This window comes from Bacillus sp. JST-5 (assembly GCF_057747715.1).
Window position 1 is genome coordinate 29,466 of sequence record NZ_JBYLHW010000006.1, and the last position, 18,952, is coordinate 48,417.

At 36.6% G+C, this 18,952-nt stretch carries 19 protein-coding genes; 7 read left to right on the forward strand and 12 right to left on the reverse strand.

Going from position 1 to position 18,952, the window contains the following annotated elements:
- From fadR to AC3ASS_RS02905, 12 genes are all read right to left on the reverse strand, one after another.
- Entirely contained in the window at nt 1-639 is a 639-nt protein-coding gene (gene fadR / locus AC3ASS_RS02850) for a fatty acid metabolism transcriptional regulator FadR (protein ID WP_488281999.1), read from the reverse strand.
- A 12-nt stretch (nt 640-651) separates the two neighbouring features.
- Nucleotides 652-2,190, reverse strand: a complete 1,539-nt coding sequence (locus tag AC3ASS_RS02855) for a class I adenylate-forming enzyme family protein (RefSeq protein WP_488282000.1) — start codon at nt 2,188-2,190, stop codon at nt 652-654.
- Nucleotides 2,191-2,201: 11 nt separating this feature from the next.
- A complete protein-coding gene (locus tag AC3ASS_RS02860) occupies nt 2,202-3,002 on the reverse strand; it encodes a 3-hydroxyacyl-CoA dehydrogenase family protein (RefSeq protein ID WP_488282001.1) in 801 nt (266 codons plus the stop codon).
- A gap of 17 nt (nt 3,003-3,019) precedes the next feature.
- A complete protein-coding gene (locus AC3ASS_RS02865; RefSeq protein ID WP_488282002.1) occupies nt 3,020-4,294 on the reverse strand; it encodes a TRAP transporter large permease in 1,275 nt (424 codons plus the stop codon).
- A gap of 2 nt (nt 4,295-4,296) precedes the next feature.
- The gene (locus AC3ASS_RS02870) at nt 4,297-4,785 is read right to left on the reverse strand and encodes a TRAP transporter small permease (protein ID WP_488282003.1); all 489 of its coding nucleotides are present in this window, start codon (nt 4,783-4,785) and stop codon (nt 4,297-4,299) included.
- A gap of 156 nt (nt 4,786-4,941) precedes the next feature.
- Complete coding sequence (dctP, locus tag AC3ASS_RS02875; RefSeq protein ID WP_488282004.1) at nt 4,942-5,964, reverse strand: TRAP transporter substrate-binding protein DctP; 1,023 nt, start codon at nt 5,962-5,964, stop codon at nt 4,942-4,944.
- Between the two features lie 302 nt (nt 5,965-6,266).
- Nucleotides 6,267-6,425 (reverse strand): hypothetical protein, encoded by a 159-nt coding sequence (locus AC3ASS_RS02880; RefSeq protein WP_488282005.1) that lies wholly within the window; start codon nt 6,423-6,425, stop codon nt 6,267-6,269.
- 59 nt (nt 6,426-6,484) lie between these two features.
- Entirely contained in the window at nt 6,485-7,459 is a 975-nt protein-coding gene (gene galE / locus AC3ASS_RS02885) for a UDP-glucose 4-epimerase GalE (protein ID WP_488282006.1), read from the reverse strand.
- Nucleotides 7,460-7,474: 15 nt separating this feature from the next.
- Nucleotides 7,475-9,220 carry a phospho-sugar mutase gene (locus AC3ASS_RS02890; RefSeq protein WP_488282007.1) on the reverse strand — a complete coding sequence of 582 codons (1,746 nt, stop codon included), beginning with the start codon at nt 9,218-9,220 and terminating at the stop codon, nt 7,475-7,477.
- Between the two features lie 166 nt (nt 9,221-9,386).
- On the reverse strand, nt 9,387-9,731 hold the full coding sequence (locus AC3ASS_RS02895; protein WP_488282008.1) for a DUF2680 domain-containing protein: 345 nt from the start codon (nt 9,729-9,731) through the stop codon (nt 9,387-9,389).
- 189 nt (nt 9,732-9,920) lie between these two features.
- A complete protein-coding gene (locus AC3ASS_RS02900; RefSeq protein WP_488282009.1) occupies nt 9,921-10,931 on the reverse strand; it encodes a DUF1646 family protein in 1,011 nt (336 codons plus the stop codon).
- Between the two features lie 90 nt (nt 10,932-11,021).
- Nucleotides 11,022-12,887: an LTA synthase family protein gene (locus tag AC3ASS_RS02905; RefSeq protein ID WP_488282010.1), complete on the reverse strand. Its 1,866-nt coding sequence runs from the start codon at nt 12,885-12,887 to the stop codon at nt 11,022-11,024.
- A 130-nt stretch (nt 12,888-13,017) separates the two neighbouring features.
- Here AC3ASS_RS02905 and AC3ASS_RS02910 point away from each other — a divergent pair, with 130 nt between their 5' ends.
- The 7 genes from AC3ASS_RS02910 (at nt 13,018) to nagA (ending at nt 18,920) form a co-directional block, all read left to right on the forward strand.
- Nucleotides 13,018-13,752, forward strand: a complete 735-nt coding sequence (locus tag AC3ASS_RS02910) for a GntR family transcriptional regulator (RefSeq protein WP_488282011.1) — start codon at nt 13,018-13,020, stop codon at nt 13,750-13,752.
- A 79-nt stretch (nt 13,753-13,831) separates the two neighbouring features.
- Nucleotides 13,832-15,010 carry an SIS domain-containing protein gene (locus tag AC3ASS_RS02915; RefSeq protein WP_488282012.1) on the forward strand — a complete coding sequence of 393 codons (1,179 nt, stop codon included), beginning with the start codon at nt 13,832-13,834 and terminating at the stop codon, nt 15,008-15,010.
- Nucleotides 15,011-15,029: 19 nt separating this feature from the next.
- The gene (gene agaV, locus AC3ASS_RS02920) at nt 15,030-15,515 is read left to right on the forward strand and encodes a PTS N-acetylgalactosamine transporter subunit IIB (protein WP_488282013.1); all 486 of its coding nucleotides are present in this window, start codon (nt 15,030-15,032) and stop codon (nt 15,513-15,515) included.
- Nucleotides 15,516-15,529: 14 nt separating this feature from the next.
- The gene (agaW, locus tag AC3ASS_RS02925; protein WP_488282014.1) at nt 15,530-16,309 is read left to right on the forward strand and encodes a PTS N-acetylgalactosamine transporter subunit IIC; all 780 of its coding nucleotides are present in this window, start codon (nt 15,530-15,532) and stop codon (nt 16,307-16,309) included.
- Entirely contained in the window at nt 16,299-17,111 is an 813-nt protein-coding gene (locus AC3ASS_RS02930; protein ID WP_488282015.1) for a PTS system mannose/fructose/sorbose family transporter subunit IID, read from the forward strand. The genes agaW and AC3ASS_RS02930 overlap by 11 nt, the downstream gene beginning before the upstream one ends.
- 222 nt (nt 17,112-17,333) lie before the next feature.
- Nucleotides 17,334-17,753 (forward strand): PTS galactosamine/N-acetylgalactosamine transporter subunit IIA, encoded by a 420-nt coding sequence (gene agaF, locus AC3ASS_RS02935; protein WP_488282016.1) that lies wholly within the window; start codon nt 17,334-17,336, stop codon nt 17,751-17,753.
- Nucleotides 17,754-18,920, forward strand: a complete 1,167-nt coding sequence (gene nagA / locus AC3ASS_RS02940; RefSeq protein WP_488282017.1) for an N-acetylglucosamine-6-phosphate deacetylase — start codon at nt 17,754-17,756, stop codon at nt 18,918-18,920.
- Nucleotides 18,921-18,952: the final 32 nt, after the last annotated feature.

Genomic DNA, 18,952 nt, shown 5'->3' on the forward strand with positions numbered 1-18,952 from the left:
TTATTTATGTCCCGTTTTCTTTTCATTTTGCAACCAAAAATCAAGCCATTGAATGTTATAAACGGCTTGTAAAAGCAATTTAAATACTTCTTCGGTTTTTTCTGTTAAAGGATATCGGTTTTCCGAAATGACCCAACTTGTAACCACTTCATCGATCGCTCCAAAAATCACTTTCCTCATGACTCTTTCGGAGATATCTCGGCGGAAAATTTGATCTTCTTGTCCTTTCAAAATAATCGATTCAATGAGGCGTGAATATCTTCGAATGCCCTCTTTCATCGCTTCTCGAATATTCGGACTTGATTGCCTAGCCTCAATTTGTATGACACGGGCTAAATCATAATCATTTTGAAAATAGCTTAAATGATGTTTAACTAATTCAAACAATTTTAATCGTGCATCTGAATACTGTTCGATTAACTTTTCTGCACTTGGAGTGAAATGATGATAAATGGTGTTATGAAATAAAGAGATTAATATATCTTCTTTATTATTAAAATATAAATAGATCGTGCCATCTCCTACTCCAGCTTCTTTTGCGATTCTAGATATAGAAGCTCCATGATATCCTTCTTTAGAAAATACTTTCTTAGCAGCAACAAGAATAATAGTACTTTTTTTCCCACGATTGCTCGTCATGTTTCTCACCTTTTAATTTTCCATTTCAACAACCATTTTTCTTAGTTCGCTTTTCGTAATTTTACCAACCGAATTTTTTGGAATTTGGTCAACGAAATATACTTTTTTCGGACAACGATAGTTTGCCATTTTCATTTGGCAATGCTGAATTATTTGTTCTTCTTTGAGATTAGAGTTCGTTTTCAAAGCTACAAAAGCGACCACTTCTTCTCCATATTTTTCATCTGGAATTCCAATCACTGCAGCTTCTAAAACATCAGGAATTTGATAGATGACTTCTTCAATTTGTTTCGGATAAATATTCATTCCACCGCGAATGATCATATCTTTCTTCCGATCAACGATATAAAAGTACCCATCTTCATCTTGATAGCCTATATCTCCCGTATAAAGCCATCCGTCTTTTAATGTTTTTTTCGTTTCTTCTTCTCGATTTAAATACCCCTGCATAACGTTTGGCCCTTTGACGATTAATTCTCCTAATTGCCCTTGAGGTACTTCTTCTCCCTTGTCATTGACAACTTTTACTTGTTGAGGAGGCATTGGCTTTCCAATGGAACCTACTTTTCTTTGTCCATCCACTGGATTTAATGTTGAAGCACAAGTACCTTCTGATAATCCCCAGCCTTCAATCAGTTTAAACGGGAACCTAGATTCGAATCTTTCAAATAAAGAAATAGAAACTGGGGCTGCTCCACAAATTCCTAGTCTCATAGAACTTAAATCATATTGATGTTCTACTCCTTCTGGTAAGTTAGCAACCATCCCATAAATGGTTGGTACACCAGATGTAAATGTCGTTTTATATTTTGATATACAAGGCAAAAACTCTTCCAAAACAAACTTTTTCCTTAAAACAACACTCCCGCCCGCGCGCAAGACGGATAAAAGTTTAAAATTTAATGCATTTACATGGAATAAAGGTAAAATTAAATAAGACCGATCATTTTCTGTAATTCGAAGGGATTGAATGGACATTTCAACCATTGCTTCAACGTTTGAATGAGATAGAAGCACTCCTTTTGGTTTTCCCGTCGTTCCGGAAGTATAAATAATAAGAGCAATACTGTCAGCAGGGACTTCTCCGAATGAGTGGGAAGAAGTTGTTTGAAATATATCAGAAAAATGCTTTTCCCCAACAAGCGCTTCGCCTTCAAAAATGACTTTTTCGATTGGCCTTTCTAACATTTCACACGCTTCTCTAACTTTTTGGGCGACATACCCTTCAAAAATAATGATTTTTGCATTCGAGTCTTTTAGTTGATAGGATATTTCCTCAGGTTTCAATGCAGGATTAAGCGGAGTCATCGTGACACCTAGCTTCCAACAAGCAAGTAATGTAATGACGTATTCAATCGTATTGGACGATTGGATGGCAACGACATCTCCATTTTTTAGTTGGAAAAGATTTTTTAACCCCGCTGCCAATTGATTTATTTGATTTTGCAATTCTACATATGTGAATTGTTCATCATAATAGAAAATAGCTGTTTTATTTGGAAATTTCTCGACCCAAGAATCTAGGAAGTTTGGCCAGATCGATAAATTCATCACAATCCCTCCTACTCATAAACATAAAATCCTGCACCTGATTTTCTCCCTAACTGTTGATTTTCGACCTTTTCTATTAACAAATTGGCGGGACGAAATTGTTCCAACCCTGTCTGTTCATAGAGATTTTCCATAAAATAATAAATGGTATCTAAACCGATAAAATCCGCTAATGCTAAAGGTCCCATCGGATGGCCTAAGCCGAGTTTGATCGCTTCATCAATATCTTCCATGGATGCGATTCCCTTTTCATATAAGGTGATGGCTTCATTAATTAATGGAGTAACAATCCGATTCACAACAAAACCCGGGGAGTCTTTGACCTTAATAGGCTTTTTATTTAAGGAAAGAATAAATTGCTTTGATATTTGCAATACTTCCTCAGATGTTTCATCACTCTTAACCATTTCGACTAATGGCATTTTTTCCGGAGGATTAAAAAAATGTAATCCAATAATTCGGTCTTTATCTACACAATAGTGAGCTATATCTGAGATTAATATGCCGGATGTATTGGAAGCTAAAATCACATCTTTATTTGTGGATTTCTCTAATTCTTTAAAAATAATTCTTTTCAAGTCTAGTATTTCTGGAACTGCTTCGATAATTATTTGACAGTCAGCCATGTCCGTCAATGCATGAACAGGCTCAAGATTTGAAGAAAATTCACCGGCTTTCTTTTTAATTTTTTCAACAGCTTTTTCTAAACTCGCATCATTTGCATCAAAAAGTTTTACGTAATGACCTGAGGTGATACACACAGTAGCGATCCCTGCACCCATTACTCCACTACCGATAATCCCAATTTTCAATGATTCTCCATTCCTTTCTATTTCCCGACTACATCAATCAATGTGAGTCCTGGAATAAAAGTAATTAGTAAAATATCAACAATCATCATTAGTAAAAATGGAATGACGGCTTTGACAAGAGGTTCAAATTTCGTTCCCCCTACTTGTGAGCCGACAAATAAAGAGACCCCTACAGGCGGTGTAATTAATCCAATGGATAAATTCGCTACCATAATAATTCCGAAATGTATCGGATCCACACCGATGCTTGTCATTACCGGCAATAAAATTGGTGTTAAAATAATAATCGCTGCAATTGTTTCCATAAATGTTCCAACGATTAATAAAAATATATTGACTAATAAAAGGACAACAAATGGTGATAGATTAGAGTCTAAAAATAATGTTGCTACTTCTTGCGGTATTCTTTCTCGTGTAAGTACCATACCAAATAATGCAGCGGTTGCGATAATGAACATAATGACCGACGTTGTCACAACTGATGAAACTAAAATTTCTCTTAACGTTTTCAAATTAATCTTTTTATAGACAAAAATACCAATGATTAATCCATAAACAACGGCAACAACAGATGCTTCTGTAGGAGTAAAGTAACCGCTATAAATTCCACCTAAAATAATGATTGGCATTAATAGTGCTAAGATCGCTCGTTTAAATGATTGCCAAACATTCTTGAAGCTAATTTTTTCCGCATCGCTGCCGTAGCCTTGTTTACGTGAAATAAAGTAAGCAACAACCATTAAGGAAATTCCGATTAAAAGACCAGGAATGATCCCCGCGATAAAAAGACTAGTAACAGACGCCCCCGCAGAAACTCCATACAAAACAAGAGGGACACTCGGCGGAATAATAATTCCCGTTGTTCCTGCAGCCGCTTGTACAGCTGTTGAAAAATTACGATCATACCCTGCTTTAACCATGGCAGGTATCATAATTCCACCAATTGCGGCAGTTGTGGCAGTGGCAGATCCTGAAATAGCGGCAAAAAAGACACACGCTAAAATGGATACGTGCGCAAGACCACCTTTGAGCTGACCAACTAAACTTTTGGCAAATTCAATTAATCTCTCAGATATCCCACCATGCTCCATTAATTTCCCTGCAAGAATAAAAAATGGAGCCGCCATAAGTGGAAAGGAATTTAACGCTGCAAACATCTTTTGTGGCAAAATGACTAACGGAATATTTCCACCAATTACTAATATAAGAACAGAAGAAACGCCCAGCGCGATCGCAATAGGAACATTGATAAAAATAAGTATGGCTAAAATAATAAATAGTAACGCTCCCATAATTAAATCTCCTTTAACTTCCCATTCTTTTGAAACATTGATTTGATTGTCACATCAATTAGATTTAAGGCCATTAAAACCCCGCTGACTGGAATGACAGCATAAACATACCCCATCGGTATATTTAATGCAGGAGATGTTTGAACGAGCGAACCGGCTGCAAGTTCATAACCTTTGACAATAAGCAATAGAAAAAAGGAAAAGCAAATGATACCAACAAGAATTTGAACGAAACTACGCAAAATTTTTGGGAATTTTGCTACAAAGACTTCCACTCCAATATGTGCCCCGTATTGAAACGCAAAAGCAGTCCCTAGAAAGGTAATCCAAATCATCATAAATCTTGCAACCTCTTCCGTCCACGGGAAGGAGGATTGTAATACGAGGCGTGATATTATTTGTAAAAAAATGATAGCGACCATCGCGAAGAGCAAAGTAGCACAAAAAACTTCTGTTATTCGATTAACCATTTTTATACTTTTCGTCCACATTTTTTCACCCCTCTATGAAAAAAAAGCGCAGACGCTCGATCTATTACATTGGAAAACTTAGTATTTGGAGTTTTCTCATTTGACTTAATGGTAGTGAGACGAGCGCTGCGCATACTTGTTTGGATAATAGAAATGAAGTTTTTTAATTGGCTAAGTTTACTTCACATTTTGAATACGTTCAACTAAGTCTCCAAAACGAGAACTATGATCTTTGTAAACTTTTTCTACCGCTTTTTGGAATGCCTCAATATCAACTTCAGATTTTTCAATGATGGTTACTCCATTTGCAATTAAATCTTCTTTTTGTTCTTTTTCCATTTCTTGATTGATTTCACGTTGACGTTTTGTAAATTCTTTTCCTTTTTCAATTAATACTTTTTGAACATCTTCTGGTAATGATTGAAATTTATCTTTGTTCATTAATAACGGAGCTGATGCGTAGTAAATGCCCACTTCACTGAAGTAGTCTTGTACTTCATACATTTTTGTTGAATGCATAACTCCGTAAGATAAGTCTGAACCGTTAACTACTCCTTGTTGAAGGGATGTATAAAGTTCTGGGAATGCAATCGGAGTTGGATCCGCTCCAAGGGCTGAGTAAGTTTCCACATAGATTGGATTTTCTACCGTACGCATTTTTAACCCTTTCATATCATCCGGGGATTTAATTGGTTTATCACTGGCTAAGTGTCTAAATCCGTTTTCCCATAAACCTAACGTTTTAAATCCAGCCGCATCTAATTTTTCAATGATTTCTTTTCCAATTTCACCATCTAATGTTTTATAAACATGATCTAAATCTCTAAATAAGAATGGCATTTCTAACACATTGTATTCTTCAACGAAATTCCCTACAGGACCTGATGTCACAAGTGTCATATCAAGTGCACCTAATTGTACTTGCTCGACAACCTCTACTTCTCCTCCAAGTTGTCCATTTCCGTAAATTTCAAATTTTACTCTTCCATCTGTTTCTTCTTCAACGGCTTTAGCGAACTCTTCTAAACCTTTCGTATAAGAGTGGCTATCAGGAGCAATATGACCCACTTTTATGACAACGCTTTCATTTTTTCCGTCGGAGTCCCCGTTACTGACGTTTGATTCACTACACCCCGCTAATATTAGAAATAATGAAAAAAATAAAAATACGAACGACCGTGAAAACCCTTTCATTTTCATACATTTACCCACCTTTGTTTGGATTTTTAAAACTGAAGACTCATTCAAATCTCCTTGTTTGACATTATAAATAATAATTAGAAAATTATCAATATACAAATTTTTTTAATAATAATGAATAATATTTCATAACTTTCATTCTATTAAAGATAATGGGGAGTTTCCTAGAAAATTAGAAACAAATTAGAGAGGGTGCAAAATTTATGGGAGTGGGTGTTGATTAGACTTTTTTAAAAAGGCGGGAGATGGAGAGCATTTTCCTAATAAATATGCTTGTATTTTTTCGTGAATGGAAAAACTGGTCATGATTGATCGCTTGATTTGCTTTTCATCAATAATTGTTGCAAACGAGGTTTGATTTGTTCGATAATCTGTGCGGCGGTTAAGTTTTCTTTATATCCTTTATGATAGATCGCTTGAAGAAGCGTTTTGAATTCTTTTTGTGGATTCATTTTGGCCATCACTTCTCCTCCCTTTATGTATGGAATAGGCTACCCAACTAGGTGGATAGCCCAATGTATTATATGTTTTTATTTTTTAAATGCCACTTCCAAGCGCTGGAAATAATTTCTTCCAGTTGATAGCTTGCTTTCCAGCCTAATTCTCGATAAATCTTTTCAGAAGATGCTACAAGTTGCGCAGGATCTCCTGGTCTACGATCAGTATATTCAATCGTAGCTTTACGACCAGTCACTTTTTCACACATCTCAATGACTTCTTTAACAGAATAACCTTTTCCGTTTCCAAGGTTGTAGGTGGCTGTTTTGATTTTCCCTTCTAGCAATGCTTCCAATGCTAAAATGTGAGCGTGTGCTAAATCAGTAACATGAATATAATCTCTTATACATGTACCATCAGGAGTATCATAATCCGTACCAAATACAGATATTTTTTCACGCTCACCAAGCAAATGTTGTAAAACGATTGGAATTAAGTGTGTTTCCGGATCGTGTTTTTCCCCAATCATTCCAGACTCATGCGCACCAGCTGCATTAAAATATCGTAGCACGACATAATTTAATCCATATGCTTCGGCAAAATCAGACAAGATTTGCTCCACCATTAATTTTGAACGTCCATAAGGGTTGATCGGATTTGTTGGAGTGTCTTCTGTTATAAAATCTGTATTTGGTATACCGTATGTTGCAGCAGTAGATGAAAAAATAAAGTTGTTTACATGATGCTTAACCATCGTTTCTAATAAATTTAATGTAGCTGCTACATTGTTTTTATAATATTTTAACGGTTCAACAACAGATTCTCCTACGAGGCTATTGGCTGCAAAATGCATAACCCCTTTAATGTCATATGTTTCGAATAAATGAGAAAGAAGCTCTTTGTCACCTAAGTCTCCTTTCACAAAAATCGCTTTTTCATCCACTAAATGTTCGTATCCGGTTGAAAGCGAATCTAATACGACGACAGGCATCCTTTGTACGAGTTCTTTCACTAAATGGCTACCGATATATCCGGCACCACCGACGACTAATATCACCGTAGTTCCTCCTTCTTAACTCTGCTGAATCATTTGTTCGACTTGATTCATCACGGCTGTTTCTAAGTCTTGCAACAGTTGTTTGCTTTCTTCTTCTGTTTGTCCCCGTACGGCAAAATAAAACTTACATTTTGGCTCCGTGCCGGATGGACGTACGCAAAACCATGATCCGTTCGATAAGAAATATTTTAAAACGTTCGATTTTGGAAGCTCGATGGATCGTTCTTCTCCAGTATTTAATTCCGTACGGATTCCTGTTTTATAATCTTCCACAGCGACGATTTCAACGCCCGCCATTTCTTTCGGAGGGTTTTTACGGAATGTCTCTAAAATTTGCGCAATTAATTCCGCTCCTTCTTTCCCTTTCAACGTCAATGATTTTAACGATTCTTTGTAAAAACCGTATTTGCGGAAAATTTCTTGCAATCCGTCGTATAAGCTTTGTCCTTTAGCTTTATAATAGGCGGCAACTTCGGCAACAAAAATGGCTGCTTGGACAGCATCTTTGTCACGGACAAAATCGCCGATTAAATAACCGTAGGATTCCTCATATCCAAATTGGAATGTATATTCTTTCGTTTGCTCAAATTCTTTAATTTTCTCACCGATAAATTTAAATCCTGTTAATGTATCTAATGTTGGTAACCCGTAATGCTCGGCAATAGCTCGACCAATTTCAGAAGTGACAATTGTTTTTAAAACAATCCCGTTATTCGGCAACATTCCTTTTTCTTTTTTCTGAGATAGTAAATATTCGAGCATTAACGCTCCCGTTTGGTTGCCAGTTAAAACAACATATTCTCTTTCGTTATTTTTCACGGCAACACCTAAACGATCGGCATCAGGATCTGTTCCTAACAATACATCCGCATCGATTTCTTTCCCTTTTTTGATCGCCAGTTCAAAAGCGGCATGTTCTTCAGGGTTCGGTGAAGAAACGGTTGAAAAATTCGGATCGGGATTCTCTTGTTCTTCCACAACAGTAACATTTTCAAATCCGAATGCTTTCAATCCTTCACGAACTGGTTTATTCGCGGTACCGTGTAATGGAGTGAAAACGATTTTTAAATCTTTTCCTACCTTTTCTACCATTTCTTTATTTAATTGAATTGTTTTTAATTGTTGGATATAAGCTTGATCCACATCTTCACCAATGTAAGTAAGTAAACCTTTATCCAACAATTCCTTTTCATCAGTAACTTCAATCGTTAGTTCATCTTGTACACGGTTAACAAAGTCTGTTAATTGATCAGCAAGTGCAGGCGGCAATTGTCCTCCATCATCACCATAAACTTTAAAGCCGTTATATTCCGGTGGATTATGGCTAGCAGTAATAACCACTCCTGCCGCTGTGTTTAAGTAACGAACGGCAAACGACAATTCCGGTGTTGGACGAAGTGATTCAAATAAATAAGATTTAATGCCATGTTTTCCTACCGTTTTTGCCACTTCTAATGCAAATTCCGGGGATTGATGTCTTGAATCATAGGCAATAGCCACTCCGCGTTCTTTTCCGTTTTCCATCGTCGCCAATATGTATTGGGCTAAACCTTCCGCAGCTTTTCGAACGGTATAAATGTTCATTCGATTCGTACCAGGACCAAGTTCTCCCCGCATGCCCCCTGTTCCGAACTCTAAGTTTTTATAAAATAAATCTTCTAGTTTTTTTTCATCATCTTTCATTTCTGTTAGTGCTTGTTTTAAATGGCTATCTAAATTTTCAAATGTAAACCATTTGTTCGCACGGTCTCTCCAACTCATTTATCTTCCTCCGTCTAAATTTATTGCCTACACAATATCATACCACATATTTGGACAAATTTTGAGGTTGTTGTAAAATTTTCACATTTTCTAGTACTTTTGTATAGAGGTCAACTTACCTATATACCCCACAAATAAAAAAAGTTGCCCCTTTCATTGGGACAACCTATTGTTGATCATTTTCTTTTGGAGGCATTGGTCTATGCTTATGCCATCTTGGGATAAATCCATTTTCTTTTAATTTTTCATAATGTTTTTCCATATGTTCAATCATTTTTTTCCCTTTTTCTTCAGATATCACACCGAACTCAATATATTTTTCAATGAGCTCTTTTCTTAATTCCATCAATTCCATATGTAGTTCATTCAGTTCTTCCTTTTGCTCATCGGTTAATTGGACATTTTTTTCATTTTGATTTTGAGTTCCCTCATTTCCATAAGCAATAGAATGTACAGAAAATAATGTAAACGAGAGAATCGCTGATATGGTAATAAGTTTTAATGTTTTCATTTTCTCCACCCTTTCTATTATTTTCCAAGTTATTTTCCCCAAATAAACACGATTTATGCTTCTGCAAATTAACACAATCGGCTTATTTCAAAATGAACACTTAAGAAACCAACCTCTACTCCTTAACAAAAAAAATCATCCCTCCCTTCTAAAAAAGGAAGAGGATGATGTATTCCATAGATTTTTTTATTAATGGAAAATGAAGATAACTAGATAATATAAAACCATGGTTACTAATCCAACAGGCACACCTATTTTTGCCCATTCTTTACTTGTAATTTGTAATTTCCCCGCTGCAATAATGTTAGGGATATTTCCGGGTATTAACATTCCACCACTAATTAAAAGTCCTAACAAAATGGATTGGATGGTTACATCACTCATTGCCGGGCTGATTTCAGCTGCGGCTAATGTAGCATTATCTAATACGGCCGAAATCATGTTGACCCAATATAAAATGCCTGTATGTAAATCTAATAAATACCGATTAATCAATGGTTCAAAACCCGCTCCAAGCAACGTTAATCCCATTACAAATAAGTAAATTTTAAACGTACGTATGACAATTTCTGCGTAGGTTTCTGCTGTTTGTTCTCCAGAAGAATGCTTCTTTTTTCTGGGCGTGACAAAGATAAACGTTAAGACAGCAAATACAACAATAGCACTAAATACATATGGACCAATTAATTTGATTAAATAAAAGAAATCTTTATTTAATTTTGTAACGGTTAATGTAGATAACGGTTCGCCAATCGGTGTTAACGATGCACCAAGCCCAATCGAAAACGATGAAAAAATAACAAAGCGAACTTCAGAAGGACGATCAAGCTTTAATGTTGTTACAATCATGACTAAGATAAGGGCGGCGATAATCGCTGTGATGATGGAAGAAATCAAACCTAATCCAATAACTACGACAGGTAATATGAAGCGAAGAGAAACTTTTTGGCTGAGACGATCGACAGCCTTTTCAAAAGGCGTTTGCAACCATTTAAATAATAAACCACTGATGAACACCGCGATTGCAATCCCAATCGGTGCATGAAGTGCTTCTTCCCATAGTTCTTTATTTAAGACACCGCTAATAAGCGCCGCTAAAATTCCCATAATGAATAAGAAAGATTCTAATTGATGTTCCACCGTTTTGACCAAAAAAGGTAAAAAAAGTACTAGTACTAATATGATGATGAGTCCTACCATTTGAATTCCCCTTTCAAACATCCCATACATCATTATATGGTCAAGCCTGAAAAATATGTGATGTCATTTTCTCAGTAGAAAGCTCAACATCTATTCATTCATTAATTGGTGGATATATAAGTCGTTGAGTTCTAATAATTTTAGCACTTGGTTGTATGTCTGTTCATATTTATTTTTCATCTGAACATTTATAGGAAGATCATTTTCAAGTGGGTAAAATTCTCCATCCTCATACCCTTCTCCCGGAATAAAGCCAACATGGTCAGTAATAAAGCTTCCGGTTGGTAAATAAAATCGCTGAGGAATGATATTTGTTTCCGTGTTCAGTAAGTCTTGACCGAAATAAATGATAAATTTATGCAACTGGATTCCTAACAAATTGGCAACGGTAGGCATAATATCTACATGACTTCCTATTGTTTCAATGATTTCTCCTTCTTGCTGAGGAACATGAATAATCAAAGGAATTTTAATGGCTTCGAAAACATTAAAATCTTTTTTTACCCATTTCTCCATTATTTCTCTATCTGCTTCATTTAATTGCCAAGAAATTCCGAAATGATCCCCATAAATCACTAACAGTGTGTCATCCCATAAGTGATTTTCCTTTAAAGCATTGATAAACCATCCAATCGCTTCATCTACATAATGAACAGCTTGAAGGTAATCTGCAATCGTTGTTCCTTCCAACTCCTTTGGTATATGTAATGTTTGATAGGGTTTAGGAATCTTATAGGGATGGTGACTCGACATGGCTATTATGTTTGCATATAAATGTTTTCCGTTATGAGTTGTTTTATATTCGTTAATTTTTTCTATCGTTTTAGCAAATAAGACTTTATCAGATGCACCAAATGCGATAAAATCCTTTTCGCCAAAGTATTGTTTATCAAAATATTGATGGAATCCTAACGATTGATACATTTCATCACGATTCCAAAATTGAACATCATTCGTATGGAAGGTCATCGATTCATATTGATGATTTTCTAATATTTTTGGAAAACTCGGTACGTCCACATCTTCTAGAACATTGGACATCGCTTCATTGCCAATCGGAAGGATTGAAGTATTCATTACAAATTCAGCATCTGCAGTATTGCCTTTTCCCACTTGTTGAAAAAAATTCGGAAAGTAAAAACTATTTTTAGTCAAAGCATTTAAGTTCGGCGTAATTTCTTGCCCATTCAATTCTAACCCTATAACGAAATTTTGAAAGGCTTCTAATTGGATGACTAAGACGTCTTTTCCCTTAGCAACTCCAAAATATTTTGGATTCTCTTTTATATCAATTCCTTTTACATGAAGAATCTCCTCTTGGGTAATGGGGGTAAGTTGTTTACGTTCTTTTTCCCATTCTTCAAGCCGTACCAATCCTTGATAATAAAATAAACCTAAGTTTTCAGCTTTTTTTAGTTCATTATAGACATTTTTTGAATGGTATATATAAATAGTCGCACTTCCAGCAACAAGCAAAATCACCACAAATAGCGTTTGATACCTCTTGATTGTTTTGGAATGAAACTTGTTCTTTTGGTTTGATGGGAATGATTTTGATAAAACCATCATAAAGATGTAAAAAAAGAAATCAATAAAGAGAAATAAATACCTCCATTGAAAAAGTTCAAAAATACTTTCTTTCACATCTCCCAGTTGCCCAATTTCAGAGATGGATTTATACGTTAAAACTCCCCCGTAATAATTGAAATAAAGTAAAAAGGTCAGCAATAAAAGTGAAAGAAGGAAAGAAAAAATGAGATAAAGCCATTTTTTCAATCTTCCTTTTGCGTATTCAAGAATCAAAAAAATCGTAAGGATGAACATGAATTCAAGAAGAATTCCCGTATGGAAAGCAGAGTTGCTAAAGATAAGTTGATGAACAATGAATAGTTTAATATATGAAGTCAAAAGAAAGTAAAAGAATGGAAATTTATATAAAAAACGAATAGCAGTCATAATTTTCACTTCCAAACAATAGATGTTAACTGGAACACATATTTAGTTTGTTTAGAAAAATGATTTTTCAAACATTGATCAACAATTTCCAAACTGGTTATGACAACATAACATCATTACTTGTGTGGGGGTGTTCATCATCGTAACGATTGATAAACAGAGCAGAATTCCTCTTTATATTCAATTAATGGACATCATTATTCGGAAAATTGAAGACGGAATATATAAACCTGAAAATAAACTACCTTCTGAACGTGAACTTTGTGAGATGTATGACGTAAGCCGAATGACCGTACGTCAAGCATTATTAGAGCTTGAACGGGAAGGGTATATTTATAAATTGCATGGTTTAGGAAGTTTTGTCTCGCCAAAGTCTTATCTTCAAAGCCTCGATAAGCTATACAGTTTTACAGAGGAAATGAAAAAGATAGGGAAAGTTCCAGAATCGATCGTCCTTCAATTTGAAACGATTCCCCCAACACCGAAAATCGCCAAACGATTAAAAATTCATGCTGATGAAAATGTTCATAAAGTGACGAGATTAAGACTTGCGGATAAAGAACCGCTCATTTATGAAATTTCATACTTACCTGAACGATATTTTCAAGGATTAACAAAAAAACATTTAGAGGCAAAACCAATGTACGATGTTTTTCGAGAGGATTACAAAATTGTCATTACAAAGGCGATTGAAACGTTTTCTGTCACACGTATTCGTGAAGAAGAAGCACACTGGTTAAAGGTGAAAAAGAATGAACCGGCGATGCTAATCAAACGCCAGCTATTTTCGTATGAAAACGTTTGTGAATACACCACAAGCATTGCGAAAGGTGACAAATTCGAATATACCGTTGAGCTGGATTGATTCAATTTTCGACAGCAATTCATTGGGGATTTTCCAGTGTCCAAATGAATTCTAGACTAAAAAATATAGGAGGCTCATAATGTTACTGAATTTCACGAAAGATGGGTTGGAACAACTTGGGGCCATTCATACTGCAACCGAAATCGCCCAGCAGCCAACCGTTTGGAAAAAAGTGATGGAATTGATTCGTGATCAGCAAAATGAAATTGAAGAATTTTTAAAATTTTTAAACAATAATTATAGTAATGTAAGAGTTATTTTAACTGGAGCTGGTACGTCTGCCTATATTGGTGAAACGGTTCTCCCCTATTTAAAACAAAACCATCAGTACAATCATTTCCACTATGAAGCCATTCCAACAACTGATTTAGTATCTACACCCAATTATTATTTCCAGAAAGAGACCCCTACTCTCCTTGTCTCGTTCGCACGCTCAGGGAACAGCCCGGAAAGCTTAGCGGCGTCTAAACTTGGAGAACAAATCGTTTCAATTTTTTATCAAATCATTATTACATGTAACGAAGACGGGCAATTAGCCATCCATACAAAAAATCACAACCGCTCTCTTCTCCTTCTCATGCCTGCAGAAACAAATGATCTAGGATTCGCGATGACGAGCAGCTTCACATCGATGCTCCTTGCCGCAAGTCTTATTTTCCAAACGAATCAACTTGAACCCATCAGCCATACACTTAATTCTCTTACATCAGAAGCCCATTCTTTTTTTTGCAACTATAGTGAAACCATCGATGAAATGGCTAAGCGAAATTTCGACCGCATCGTTTATTTAGGCTCAGCGATTTTCCAAGGATTAGCGAAAGAATCAGCCTTAAAAATGTTAGAGCTGACAAGCGGAAAAACAATCGCGGTTTATGAATCGCCCCTTGGATTCAGACATGGCCCAAAATCATTTATCAACGATCATACCGTTATCGTCTTCTATCTTTCCAATGATCCTTACACCCAAAAATACGAATTAGACATGATGAAAGAAATTTTCCAGCAATCTTTAAATGTAACAACAATTGCATTAGTTCAACAAGCGACAGATGAAATTAAGAATCATTGTGATTATTGCATTGAATTTGCCGGTGAAAAGGTTCACGACATGCATCTAGCCTTCCTCTATATCCTGTTTGCGCAAACATTGGCTTTCAAAAAATCGATTCAACTAGGCATTCAACCTGATCATCCAAGCCCAAAAGGAATCGTTCACCGGGTTGTCCAAGGAGTCAATATTTATCCATATCCACATTAAATGTTCAGGGGGAAATTTTATGGCGGAACCAAACATTTTATTAACAAGAATCGACAATCGACTCATTCACGGTCAAGTAGGTGTTACTTGGGTGAATCATTTAGGAGCCAATTTAATTTTAGTCGCCAATGACAAAGTGGCGGAAGATCCTGTTCAGCAAAGTTTAATGGACATGGTCGTCCCTGATGTGATTCAAACCCGATTTTTTTCTATTCAAAAAACGATTGATATCATTCATAAGGCTTCTCCACGACAAAAAATCTTTATTGTCGTGAGAGATCCTCATGATGCTTTAAAACTTGTGAAAGGGGGTGTGCCGATCAAAAAAATCAATATTGGAAACATGCATTATGAAGAAGGAAAAACGCAAATTTCATCTACCGTATCCGTCGATGAAGCAGATAAAGAAGCTTTCAGAGAACTAGCCCGACTAGGGGTCGAATTAGATTTACGCAGAGTACCCGATGAAAAAGGTCAAAACATTTTAGACCTCATTAATGAGTAAAGGAGGAAATCAGCATGTTTTTGGAAGCGCTTTTAATAGCGATATGGGCAGGACTCGCAGGGATTGACTTATTTAACGGTCTTACCCATATTCATCGTCCTGTCGTAACGGGACTTGTTGTCGGCTTAATTTTAGGTGACGTTCAGACAGGTTTAATGGCAGGGGCAACCCTCGAATTAGTTTGGATGGGAATGGTGCCGCTTGCAGGTGCCCAACCGCCTAACGTTGTCATCGGAGGAATTATAGGTACATCATTTGCGATTTTAACTCAACAAGAGCCAACGGTAGCCGTTGGAATTGCCGTTCCATTTGCGGTCGCTGTTCAAGGGCTTATTACACTTTTATTTACCGTTTTTGCACCAGTTATGCATAAAGCAGACAAATACGCGTTAGATGCGAATTATAAAGGAATTGAACGAATTAACTATTTAGGAATGACCATCCTCTTTGTTATGTATTTTGTCATCGCCTTCCTACCGATCTACTTTAGTGCAGATGCCGCAACGAAATTCGTAGAAGCTGTTCCTGAATGGTTCATCGGAGGACTTTCAGTTGCTGGTGGTATTATGCCGGCGATTGGATTTGCGATGTTGTTAAAAATCATGTTGAAAAAGGAATACGCGATGTTTTTAATCGTCGGATTCGTATTAGCCGCCTATATGGAAATGCCGATTCTTGCGATTGCACTAATTGGGATTGCCATAGCCCTTTACGATTTCTTCTTAAATAAAAACCGTTCAAGCGGAGGTTCCGGATCATCATACAGAGAGGAGGAAATAGAAGATGGCATCTAATTACGTCGATTCATCCAAAGACGTCCGTTTATCGAAAAGAGATTTAAATATTCTCGCTTGGAGATCTTTATTCCTGCAAGCTTCGTTCAATTATGAGCGTATGCAAGCAGCTGGCTGGTTATATTCGATCATTCCGGGTTTAAGAAAAATTCATAGAAATAAAGACGATTTGTCTAACTCTATGAAAGACCATATGGAATTTTTCAATACTCATCCTTTCTTAGTCACTTTCATCATGGGAATTATTTTAGCCATGGAGCAAAACAAAGAAGATCGTGATGCGATTCGCGGAATTAAAGTAGCTACGATGGGACCATTAGGCGGAATCGGTGATGCTTTGTTCTGGTTTACCTTGCTTCCAATTACAGCAGGGATGGGGGCATCATTAGCGATGGATGGAAATATTGCCGGACCGTTTATTTTCCTTATTTTATTTAATATCGTTCATTTCGGCATTCGCTTTGGGTTAATGCGCTACGGTTATAACACAGGTGTGAGAGCCATTCAAAAATTAAAAGAAAGTACAAAACTCGTTTCCCGCGCCGCTTCTATCATTGGGTTATCCGTTGTTGGCGGACTTATTGCCACATATATTAATTTTAAAACAACAGCGGTTGTCAAAACGGGTGAAGCAAAAGTGGCTTTACAAACAGATTTATTAGATAAAATTATGCCTGCTCTACTACCACTCGCTTATACATTCTTAATGTATTATTTATTGAAAAAAGGCCGCTCCCCTTTAACATTAATCGGAATCACTGTTCTTATTGGACTTGTCGGTCGATTTTTCAATGTTTTATAAGAACTTGAAGGAAGGATTGGCTTGGACCAATCCTTTCCGATGAAATGGATTTTTGTAAATTTTTACGGTGAATTTGCAACTGTTAGAATGTGATAAACATGAAACTAGCAACTTCCAGAAAAACTTGTAAGTTCAACTCTCAAGCTGATTCGAAAAAATGCTGGATTAGCTTAGGCTAAACCTTGTCATTCCCTTCTCTTTTTTTCTTTTGGAGGTTTAATCATGATCGGAATTTTAATATGTGGACATGGTACTTTTGCAGAAGGCATCTATAGTACGATAAAATTAGTTGCAGGTGAACAACCAAATGTAAAAGTGGTAAACTTTTTAGAAGAAGATAGTTCCGAACGTTTGAAAGCAAACATTACAAAAGCGATGGAAGAACTCGGGTTCGAACATGGGATTGTTTGTTTTACCGATATAGCTGGAGGCACACCTTTTAATATTTGCTCCACAATCGCATCAAGGAACACCAACGTAAAAGTTATCGGCGGGACAAATGTTCCAATGCTTCTTTCTTCCCTGTTTTTCAGGGAATTAGACTTGGATCAGTTTGTCCAAAAGGCTTTCGAACAAGGAACGAAAAATATTAAAATTTTTACCTTATACACAGGAAAAGTCGACGAAAAAGAAGGGATTTAAATGGAAAAACATTACTTTATTACAGCAAAGACCTTGTTTTTAGATGAAGGAGTCCGTCATGGAGGGTTTCTAGAAGTCAAGGGAGATGTATTCGGACGTTATTATGAGCAACTGCCGGATACGAATCTACCCGTCTATGACTTCGGTGAGCATATTGTTGCGCCCGGGTTGTTTGATACCCATATTCACGGGGTAGCGGGTTATGATGTGATGGATAATTCAGTAGAAGCGATTGAGGCAATTTCGCAAAATATTTTACGATATGGAGTGACTCGATTTTTACCGACAACATTAACAAGCTCGTTTGAAACATTAAAAGACGTTGTAAAAACGATTTACGAAGCTCAACAACATGCGAACCTCGGAGCAAAAATCGAAGGGATTTTTCTTGAAGGCCCATACTTTGCTGAAGAATATAAGGGTGCGCAAAATCCTTCCTATTTCAAAGATCCGTCTATGAAAGAACTCGATGCATGGATCGAAAATTCCAATGGACTTATAAGAAAAATTGCTCTTGCCCCTGAGCGCGAAGGAGCGATGAACTTTATTAAAGAAGCAACAGAAAAAGGAGTGTATGTTGCACTCGGACATACTGCTGCCGATTATGAAACATGTATAAAAGCGATTGAACATGGGGCATCCATTTTTGTTCATTTATATAACGGAATGAGAGGGCTCCATCATCGCGAACCTGGTACGGTTGGTGCAGCGCTTTCCACGAAAGATACGTATGTAGAATTAATTACTGACGGTGAACATGTTCATCCAGCCTCTGTTCAAATCGCCGTCAACAATAAAGAAAAAGACAAAGTGGTTTTAATTACCGATTGTATGCGTGCTGGCTTAATGCCTGATGGAACGTATATGCTCGGGGAATTTGAAGTTCGTGTTAAAGACGGAATTGCCAAAACAACTTCTGGTTCATTGGCAGGAAGTACGTTAAAACTAATCGATGGTGTAAGAAACTTGCATCAATGGACAAACATCCCACTCTATGATTGCTGGAAAATGGCTTCCTTAAACCCAGCGGCAAGCGTTGGACTTTATGATCAATTTGGAAGTATTAAAGAAAAGAAAAAAGCGGATTTCGTTGTGATGGATGAAAACGGTCAAATTGAAAAAGTCGCTGTTGAAGGAGAAATCAAATTTGACCGAAGTAAAGATTGAGGGAATTCCCTCTAAAACTTGAGGAGTGGGCG

Excerpts from the sequence above, each read along its gene's own strand:
- fadR (WP_488281999.1), bottom strand. The coding sequence starts at position 639 with ATGACGAGCAATCGTGGGAAAAAAAGTACTATTATTCTTGTTGCTGCT.
- AC3ASS_RS02855 (WP_488282000.1), bottom strand. The coding sequence starts at position 2,190 with ATGAATTTATCGATCTGGCCAAACTTCCTAGATTCTTGGGTCGAGAAA.
- AC3ASS_RS02865 (WP_488282002.1), bottom strand. The coding sequence starts at position 4,294 with ATGGGAGCGTTACTATTTATTATTTTAGCCATACTTATTTTTATCAAT.
- AC3ASS_RS02870 (WP_488282003.1), bottom strand. The coding sequence starts at position 4,785 with ATGTGGACGAAAAGTATAAAAATGGTTAATCGAATAACAGAAGTTTTT.
- dctP (WP_488282004.1), bottom strand. The coding sequence starts at position 5,964 with ATGAAAATGAAAGGGTTTTCACGGTCGTTCGTATTTTTATTTTTTTCA.
- AC3ASS_RS02880 (WP_488282005.1), bottom strand. The coding sequence starts at position 6,425 with ATGGCCAAAATGAATCCACAAAAAGAATTCAAAACGCTTCTTCAAGCG.
- AC3ASS_RS02890 (WP_488282007.1), bottom strand. The coding sequence starts at position 9,220 with ATGAGTTGGAGAGACCGTGCGAACAAATGGTTTACATTTGAAAATTTA.
- AC3ASS_RS02895 (WP_488282008.1), bottom strand. The coding sequence starts at position 9,731 with ATGAAAACATTAAAACTTATTACCATATCAGCGATTCTCTCGTTTACA.
- AC3ASS_RS02900 (WP_488282009.1), bottom strand. The coding sequence starts at position 10,931 with ATGGTAGGACTCATCATCATATTAGTACTAGTACTTTTTTTACCTTTT.
- AC3ASS_RS02905 (WP_488282010.1), bottom strand. The coding sequence starts at position 12,887 with ATGACTGCTATTCGTTTTTTATATAAATTTCCATTCTTTTACTTTCTT.
- AC3ASS_RS02915 (WP_488282012.1), top strand. The coding sequence starts at position 13,832 with ATGTTACTGAATTTCACGAAAGATGGGTTGGAACAACTTGGGGCCATT.
- agaV (WP_488282013.1), top strand. The coding sequence starts at position 15,030 with ATGGCGGAACCAAACATTTTATTAACAAGAATCGACAATCGACTCATT.
- agaW (WP_488282014.1), top strand. The coding sequence starts at position 15,530 with ATGTTTTTGGAAGCGCTTTTAATAGCGATATGGGCAGGACTCGCAGGG.
- AC3ASS_RS02930 (WP_488282015.1), top strand. The coding sequence starts at position 16,299 with ATGGCATCTAATTACGTCGATTCATCCAAAGACGTCCGTTTATCGAAA.
- agaF (WP_488282016.1), top strand. The coding sequence starts at position 17,334 with ATGATCGGAATTTTAATATGTGGACATGGTACTTTTGCAGAAGGCATC.
- nagA (WP_488282017.1), top strand. The coding sequence starts at position 17,754 with ATGGAAAAACATTACTTTATTACAGCAAAGACCTTGTTTTTAGATGAA.